The following is a 251-nucleotide window of genomic DNA, read 5'->3' on the forward strand; positions in this document are numbered from 1 at the left end:
ATCGATGAAGAACGTAGCGAAATGCGATACTTGGTGTGAATTGCAGAATCCCGTGAACCATCGAGTCTTTGAACGCAGAAGTCGGATCGTAGCCATGTCGTTCTGTGAGCCAAGGAGTTGCGATGACTACTTGTCTTCCTAAGACCGCTTGGCCTCCGACTTCTCGGCTCTCGCATCGATGAAGAACGTAGCGAAATGCGATACTTGGTGTGAATTGCAGAATCCCGTGAACCATCGAGTCTTTGAACGCA

1 protein-coding gene is annotated in these 251 nt (G+C 49.4%); it reads right to left on the bottom strand.

Going from position 1 to position 251, the window contains the following annotated elements:
* Positions 1–251: hypothetical protein (locus tag RYX56_RS26730; protein ID WP_317124343.1), on the bottom strand; the 251-nt coding region annotated here is incomplete at both ends.

Origin of the sequence: Alkalihalophilus lindianensis (assembly GCF_032843265.1) — a bacterium.
GTDB classification, from domain to species: Bacteria; Bacillota; Bacilli; order Bacillales; family Bacillaceae_D; genus Alkalihalophilus; species Alkalihalophilus lindianensis.